This window comes from Mycobacterium lehmannii, assembly GCF_002245535.1.
In the GTDB taxonomy this organism is placed as follows: domain Bacteria; phylum Actinomycetota; class Actinomycetes; order Mycobacteriales; family Mycobacteriaceae; genus Mycobacterium; species Mycobacterium lehmannii.
Map to the genome: position 1 here is coordinate 1 of NZ_NKCN01000075.1, position 275 is coordinate 275.

The 275-nt window shown below is 70.9% G+C and carries 1 pseudogene; it reads right to left on the reverse strand.

Going from position 1 to position 275, the window contains the following annotated elements:
* Window positions 1-15 precede the first annotated feature (15 nt).
* Window positions 16-275: pseudogene (locus CEX87_RS26915) on the reverse strand (enoyl-CoA hydratase); the annotation flags it as partial.

Genomic DNA, 275 nt, shown 5'->3' on the forward strand with positions numbered 1-275 from the left:
GCGCCGACCGGATCATCAGGCCCCCTTGAACCTCGGGGGTCGCTTCTCGATGCGGGCAACCTGAGCCTCGATGATGTCCTGGCTCGCCCACGCCCGGTCGAACAGATCCTTGTGCGCGGGCCAGGGGTCCTCGTACGCGCCGTCGTCGTTGAGCACCCGCTTGGCGTGCTGCAGGGCCAGCGGCGCGAAGCCGGCGATCTCCTGCGCCCAGGCCTGCGCGTCCTCCAGCGTGCCGATGCGGTTTGCCATCCCGGTCTGCAGTGCGGCGTCGGCGG